The organism is Massilia phosphatilytica (assembly GCF_977014125.1).
Genome location: NZ_CDRNIL010000149.1, coordinates 1 through 6,339, shown reverse-complemented (window position 1 = coordinate 6,339; position 6,339 = coordinate 1). Strand labels below are relative to the sequence as shown.

Below are 6,339 nucleotides of genomic sequence, written 5' to 3'. Positions count from 1 at the left end.
TGTCCTGTACTTCGTTCAGTTACGTATTGCTAAGGTTAAAACGGAGGAGTTAGTTGGATGATCCAGCACCTGGTGAACGGCGCGCTGGCGAAAGTCCACCAGTACGGCTGGCGCTATCTCGACCTCAAGCCGGCCAACCTGCTCGTCGACGCGCGCGGCAGCGTACTGAAACTGGCCGACTTCGGCACCAACCGTCCCTTGCTCGAGGACGGTGCCGCCCATTGCCTACGCCGGCACCGCCGCCTGGCAGGCGCCCGAGCAGTTCTTCCCGGACGCCGGCGGCCGCTACCGGACCGACGCGCGCAGCGATTACTTCGCGCTGGGCGCCCTGCTCTCTACCTCGTCGCCGGCATCCCGCTGCGCTTTTGCGCCGCCTGCGCCGACGCCTACCGCACGCACGGCGCGGCCGGCGCGGGCGCGCTGGGCGCACCGCCGGCGATCCTCGCGCCCGACGAGACCGCGCTGTTCCTCGCGCGTGCTTGCGCCCGATCACGATGCGCTGCTGGTCCTGCTGCGCGCCCTGCTGGCGCCGCGTCCCGACGCGCGGCCGCGCCACGCGCTCGAGATGAGCCGCCTGATCGCGCGCGCGGCGCAGGGTCTCGAATGCGTGCCCGGCGCCTGGCGGAGCGCGGCATGACGCCCGCATCGTCACGCACGGCACGGGTGTTCGCCGGGGCCGCGCTGGCCGCATCGTGCGCACTGCAGATGCTCGCGCTGCTGCGCGCGCCGGCCGCGTGGATGCCGGCGCGCGTGGCCGTCGTGCTGCCCCGGGGCGCGGCGCTCGACCTCGACCACGCCGCCCTCGGCGCGCCGGTCGCGGACGGCGGCCGGCTGCAACTGCGCCACGCCGCGGACGGCAGCTGGTGGGCGGCCGCCGCCGGCACGGCCGGCACGCTGCTCGTCCAGGATGGCGAGCGCCGGCGCCGCAGCGGCAGCGTCGTGCTGCGCCCGGGCCAGCAGTTCCAGCCGGGCGCCCTGCGCATCGGCGTCGACGCGGCCGACGCCGACGCGGTGTCGTTGTCCGCCGGCCGCACGACATGGCGCTACGACGGCGCCCTGCTGCGCCGCGACGGCCGGCCGCAGCCGGCCTGTCCGGACGCGCGCATCGGCACGCGCCTGGCCGGCCTGTGGAACCCGGTCGCGCCCGCCATGCTCGCCTTCGGCCGCCCGCTCGTTGTCGGCGGCAACCTCGATTGCGGCAACCGCATCGCCGTCGCCGGCCTGCCGGCGCCCGCCGCCACAATCGCGCGCAGCCACGCCAACGACGGCTTCGTGCTGGCCGCCGCGCCGTCCGTCCCGGTGCTGCTGACCGTGGACGGCCACGCCGCGCTGCTGGCTGGCCGCCCGCTGCGCCTCGACGGCGGCGGGACACTCGTCGCCGGCCGCACGCGCCTGCTGCTCGCGATGGACGGCGACATGCTGCGCCTGCGTCCCGCCGGCCACGTCGCCCTGTATCCGGACACCGCGCCGCGCCTGCCGCCGGGCGTCACGTGGACGTGGACGCGGCGCGCGCCGTGGGACCTGCCGGCGCAGGCCGGCGTGCCGCTGCTGGTTGTTCTCGGCCTCGGGAGCGCGGGCGCGCTCGCGGCGGCGCTCGGCGCGCGCGCGGGCACGCGCCTGCATGCCGGCGCGGCGGCCGGCATGGGCCTGCTGCTGGCCGGCGCCGGCGTCGTGCTGTTCTGGCTCCAGCGCAGCGGTGCGCCGCCCGGCGCGGGCGTCGGGCTGGCCGCTGCCTGGGCCGCGCTGGCGTTCGCGCTGCTGGCGCCGCGCCGCCTCGACCCCGTCCTCGCCGCGGCGCTGCCGCTGCTCGCGCTCGGCCTGCTGGCGCAGCTCGACCTGGGCCTGGGCGCGCCGGACACCGCGTGGCTGCGGCACTTCCACAAGACCGCGGCGCTGCTGGCGCTGGCCTGCGGCGTGGCCACGCTGGCGGCCCTCGTTCGGCCGGCGCGCCCGCTGCCCCAGGCGCGCATCGAGCTGGCGCTGCTGCTGACGACCGGCGCCGCGCTCCTCGCGCTGCTGCTGCAGGTCGCGTACGGCGACGAAACCGGCGTGTTCGACCTGCAGCCGGTGGAATTCGCCAAGCTGGCGCTGGCCGCGCTGTCCGCCCACTGCCTGGCGCTCGCCAGCGCGGACGGTCCCGCGCCCGGCGGCGCATGGCGGCGCGGGCTGCGGCTCGCGGCGCCCGCGCTGCTGTTCATGCTGCTGCTGGGCGTCGCGCTCGTGCAGGTCGACGACTATTCGCCGCTCGTGCTGTTGGCGCTGTGGGCCGGCACGATGATGCTGGCCCAGGCGCTGGCCACGCGCCGCCGCGGCACCGTCTTCGCGCTCACGTGCGTCGGCGGCACCGCCGTGCTGGCCGTGGCGCTGCTGCGCGGCGTCGGCGCGGACGGCATCGCGCGCTGGGATTTTTATGCCGACCGCTTCCTCGTCTGGCTCGATCCCGGCACGCATCCGCACACGGGACAGCGGTTGGCCCGCTGGGCGCGCGCGCCATCGCGCAAGGCGGCTGGCGCGGCGCCGACGGCGCGTTCGGCGTGGCGAACCTGGGCCTCGCCCCCGGCTTCGCGCTGCGCGATTTCCCGGCCGTGCAGGACGACTTCGCCGCGTCCTTCTTCCTGCAGCGCCACGGCCTGCTTGCTGCCGTCGGCCTGTGGCTGCTGCAGGCGCTGTTCCTCGCTGGCGCCGCCGCGCCTGGCCGTGCGCGGCCGGCGTCGCCGCCAGGGACGCGCGCGACTACCGCGTCGCCTGGCTCGCGCGCCTGCGCTGCTTTTCCTGGCCGGCGGCGCCGCGTTCGCGTTCGGCCACTTCCTGCTCTCGTGGGGCACGAACCTCGCGATCTTCCCGGTGATGGGCCAGCCGATGAGTTTCCTGTCGGCGGGCGGCTGACCTGCTGTTTTTCGATCCGCCCCCTGCTAGGTGCCGCTGCCGCCAGCAGCCAATCTTTAGAGGAGAACGAATCATGCCGGTCTACGTCCAACATGAAGTCCTAGGCAAGGTGGGCGACGTCTTCGACGCCCACGCCATCTGGCAGGCGCCGGGCCTGGCGCTGTTCGCGCGCCGCCCGCTGCTGCGCGACCTGCTGGAACGCACGCCGCGCGAGCAACGGGGCCGCGCCGCCGTCCGCTGCTTTTCCCACATCACGCTAATGCTGCCGCAGGAAGAAGTCGACGACGACCGCCACCTCACGCGCGGCGCCCGCGTGCGCGACCTCGCGCAAGGCCTGGCGGCGCTGCACCAGAAGGATTTCGGCGACCTGCTGCAGGGCGACGACGTGCGCTACCACGTCGTCGGCGCCGACCGCCTGGAACCGGGCGAGGTGGAGGTCAAGTTCGGCCACGCCGTCTACCTGCCGGCGGCGGGCGAAGCCGTGCAGTACACGGTCGCCGTATCGCGCGACAGCGCCGTGTGGAAGACCGTCTGCGCCATCTATCCGAACCAGCGCCTCACGCTGATCGGCCACGACGAGCACGACGCGACCTGCGCCGCGCCGGGCTGGCCGTTCGGCGCGGAAGGCGCCGTCCTTCTCATCAACGACGGCCCGGATGCGCCGCTGGAAGTCCAGGTGCGGCCCAAGGACGCCTTCGACTGCAGCTGGGATGCGGCGGCCGGCTACTGGACCATTAAATCGCGCCGCGGCGCCGTCGACGCCAGCGGCGCCGCGCTGCGCCTGCTGCTGCGCGTGACGCCGGCGCGGCCCTCGGCCACGGCGCGCGCGCCGGCAGCCGCGGCGAAAGCCCCCAGCGCACCGGCCCGTCCCGCCGTCTGGAAACCGCGCGCGGTGCCGGATCCCGAACTGACGGCCGTGCCCCTGGCGCGGAGCCAGGCGCCGCAGCCGGCCGGCGCGCCGCTGGACGCGACCTATGCGCCGGTCGCGCGCCAGCGCGTGGCGCTGGCGGCGCTGGCGCTGCCCCGGCTGTCGCGCTACCGCGAGACCGGCGCGCAGGTGCTGGAGATCGGCCTGAACCGCGCCTTCGTCCCCGCGGCGCAAGCGCAGGACGCCGTGATCGGCTTCGCCGTCGACGACCAGGACGGGCTGCAGGCGATCACGCCCGCCGGCCGCGAACGGATCGCGGTGCCGGCCAGCTTCAGTCCCGTCGACGGCACGCGCGTGGAACTCGCCGCGTGCGCCCCCGCGCTGGCCGACCGCTACTGCGCCCTGTTGCTGCTGCCGCAACCGCCGGCGCTGCCGGTGGCGCCCGGCGCCCGCTTCACGTTCGGCCGCGGCGCCCCGATGCTGGCGGCGCTGCGCCTGCTGGATTCGCCCCGCTTCCTGCGCAACGCGGCCGGCACGCCGCCGTCCAGCGCCGACCGGCTGGGTCTCTCGCGCGACGCGTTCAGCTTCGAAGCGGGGCCGGACGGCTGGCTGATCGCGCGCCTGTCGCCCACGCAGGCCCTGTACCACCTGGAACGAGCAGCTGGCCTTCGTCGCCGCCATCGACGCCGCCACGCCGGAGCAGCCGTACCGCCTGCCGGCGGGGCGCCACCTCGTCGCCGGCCACTACGTGCTGCGCTTCGATGCCTCGAGGCGCGCATGGACCTCGCCGCCTTCGCCGTCCCGCCCTGGCTGGCCCCGTGGCTGGCCTGGCTCGCCTGGGGCCTCGCGTTCACGATCACGCTCGTGCTGGCCGCGTGGTGCACGCCGCGCGCGTGGTGGCGCCGGCCCAACGCGCGGGCGCTGGCGGTGCTAACCGGCGGCACGCTCGCCTTCGGGATGCTGTTGTCGGCGCTGCTGCCATCCGCGCCCGCGCCGCTCGAAGCCGCGGCGGCTGTCCGGCCGGCGGCGGTTGCCGCGGTGGGCCCGGCGGCCGGCGCGCGCTACCGGGTCGCGGCCGACCTGAACCTGCGCGAAGACCGCGGCGTGCGCGCGCGCGCGTGCGGGTGCTGCGGGCCGGCACCATCGTCACCGCGACGGGTGCGACGGACGGCGACTGGTGGCGGGTGCGCGCCCGCGCCGACGGCCGCGCCGTGGACGGCTGGGCCAGCAGCCTGTGGCTACGCCGGATCGACGAGGGCCGCTGACCCGGCTTCGACACGCCGCATCGGGTTGTAGGGCACCGAGTCCGGCTGCATGGGCGCCGTGCGTTCGAAGCCGAGCGACGCGTAGAACGGCACGGCGACGTTCGACGCGTTGACGGTGAACACGCCCGGATGCCCCGGCTGCAGCGCCGCCGCGCGCGCCGCATGCCACAGGGCCTGCGCGATCCCGCGCCGCTGGTAGGCCGACGTCCACGAACAGGTGGTACAAGTGCGTGCCGCCGCGCATGCCGATGAAGCCGGCCAGCACGCCGTCCACGAGAGCCGCGTGATAGACGAAGCCGGCGTCGAGGTTGCGGCGCAGGGCCGCCGCGTCGTGCAGGGCGAGGAAGGCCGCGCCGTCTTCGGGCGCGGCCTCGTGCAGGATGAAGGTCTCGGCCGCGCGCCGCAACGCGGCGGCAGCGGGGTCGATGTCGGCCGGTTCGAACGGGCGGATCTGCATGTGCGTGAAGGACAGCGGATAAAACGCCAAGATAGCACGGCCGCACCGGGCTTGTCGAAACGTCACGTTGGGAAAACCCCGCACCGACAGGGCAAACGCGGACAACTCCCTCCGCCGCGTTGACCCGGCCGTGGCGCGCCCGTAGACTGGGTTCATGACGAAATTCCGCCTCGCCCCCGCCGCGCCGCCCCACACCCAGACGCCGGCCCCGGCGCGGCGACGAGTCCCGCTGACGCAGCCCCTGCGCCATGCGCGCTACCGGCGCCTGTGGTGCGCCAACCTGGTCTCGAACCTCGGCACGTGGATCCAGACGTTCGCGTCGGCCTGGCTGATCGCATCCAGCTCGCACTCGGCGTCGACGACGACGCTCGGGCAGAGCTCCGACCTACATTCCGGTGTTCCTGTTCGCGCTGTTCGCCGGCGTCGTGGCGGATGCCGTGCACCGGCCGCAGTTCCTGTTCTTCTGCAATCTGTTCATGGCCGCCTGCGCATGCACGCTGGCGGCCCTCGTGACCACCGGGCACGCGCCCCACGCCGCCGTGCTGGCGGTGCTCTTCTGCCTCGGCTGCGGCTCGGCGTTCATGTCGGCCCGCCTGGCAGGCGGCGATGTCCGGTCTCGTCGAGCCGGACGAAGTGGAAGCGGCGGCGACCCTCAACAATCTGTCGTACAACACGGCCGCGATCCTCGGCCCGGCGCTGGGCGGCGTGCTGTTCAAATGGATCGGCCCCGGCCCGCTGTTCCTCGTCAACGCCGTCTCGTTCGTCGGCCTGCTGGCGGTCTACCGCGCCTGGTGGCGCGAAGACGGCGGCCGGCCGGGGCCCTGCGCGGGCTACGGCGCGCGCCTGCGCGAAGGCCTGGCGAT

At 75.0% G+C, this 6,339-nt stretch carries 7 protein-coding genes and 2 pseudogenes; 7 read left to right on the top strand and 2 right to left on the bottom strand.

Annotation, left to right across the window (positions count from 1 at the left end):
- Nucleotides 1-15: 15 nt before the first annotated feature.
- Entirely contained in the window at nucleotides 16-222 is a 207-nt protein-coding gene (locus tag ACWNCF_RS05315) for a hypothetical protein (protein ID WP_449406293.1), read from the bottom strand.
- Between ACWNCF_RS05315 and ACWNCF_RS05310 the strand changes: the two genes are divergently transcribed.
- The 3 genes from ACWNCF_RS05310 (at nucleotide 212) to ACWNCF_RS05300 (ending at nucleotide 5,050) form a co-directional block, all read left to right on the top strand.
- Entirely contained in the window at nucleotides 212-637 is a 426-nt protein-coding gene (locus ACWNCF_RS05310; protein WP_449406292.1) for a hypothetical protein, read from the top strand. The genes ACWNCF_RS05315 and ACWNCF_RS05310 overlap by 11 nt on opposite strands.
- The gene (locus ACWNCF_RS05305) at nucleotides 604-2,886 is read left to right on the top strand and encodes an FtsW/RodA/SpoVE family cell cycle protein (protein WP_449406291.1); all 2,283 of its coding nucleotides are present in this window, start codon (nucleotides 604-606) and stop codon (nucleotides 2,884-2,886) included. The genes ACWNCF_RS05310 and ACWNCF_RS05305 overlap by 34 nt, the downstream gene beginning before the upstream one ends.
- A gap of 73 nt (nucleotides 2,887-2,959) precedes the next feature.
- Nucleotides 2,960-5,050 carry a hypothetical protein gene (locus tag ACWNCF_RS05300; RefSeq protein ID WP_449406290.1) on the top strand — a complete coding sequence of 697 codons (2,091 nt, stop codon included), beginning with the start codon at nucleotides 2,960-2,962 and terminating at the stop codon, nucleotides 5,048-5,050.
- On the opposite strand, the gene ACWNCF_RS05295 is transcribed toward ACWNCF_RS05300, so the two are convergent.
- Nucleotides 4,993-5,307 (bottom strand): GNAT family N-acetyltransferase, encoded by a 315-nt coding sequence (locus ACWNCF_RS05295; RefSeq protein WP_449406294.1) that lies wholly within the window; start codon nucleotides 5,305-5,307, stop codon nucleotides 4,993-4,995. The genes ACWNCF_RS05300 and ACWNCF_RS05295 overlap by 58 nt on opposite strands.
- Between ACWNCF_RS05295 and ACWNCF_RS05290 the strand changes: the two genes are divergently transcribed.
- From ACWNCF_RS05290 to ACWNCF_RS05275, 4 genes and pseudogenes are all read left to right on the top strand, one after another.
- Nucleotides 5,237-5,599, top strand: a complete 363-nt coding sequence (locus ACWNCF_RS05290) for a hypothetical protein (protein ID WP_449406295.1) — start codon at nucleotides 5,237-5,239, stop codon at nucleotides 5,597-5,599. The two genes, ACWNCF_RS05295 and ACWNCF_RS05290, sit on opposite strands and share 71 nt — an antisense overlap.
- 31 nt (nucleotides 5,600-5,630) lie before the next feature.
- Nucleotides 5,631-5,795: pseudogene (locus tag ACWNCF_RS05285) on the top strand (MFS transporter); the annotation flags it as partial.
- 76 nt (nucleotides 5,796-5,871) lie between these two features.
- Nucleotides 5,872-6,003 (top strand): annotated as a pseudogene (locus ACWNCF_RS05280) (MFS transporter); the annotation flags it as partial.
- A gap of 79 nt (nucleotides 6,004-6,082) precedes the next feature.
- Nucleotides 6,083-6,339 (top strand): MFS transporter (locus ACWNCF_RS05275; RefSeq protein ID WP_449406289.1); only part of this gene is annotated, 257 nt, incomplete at its 3' end.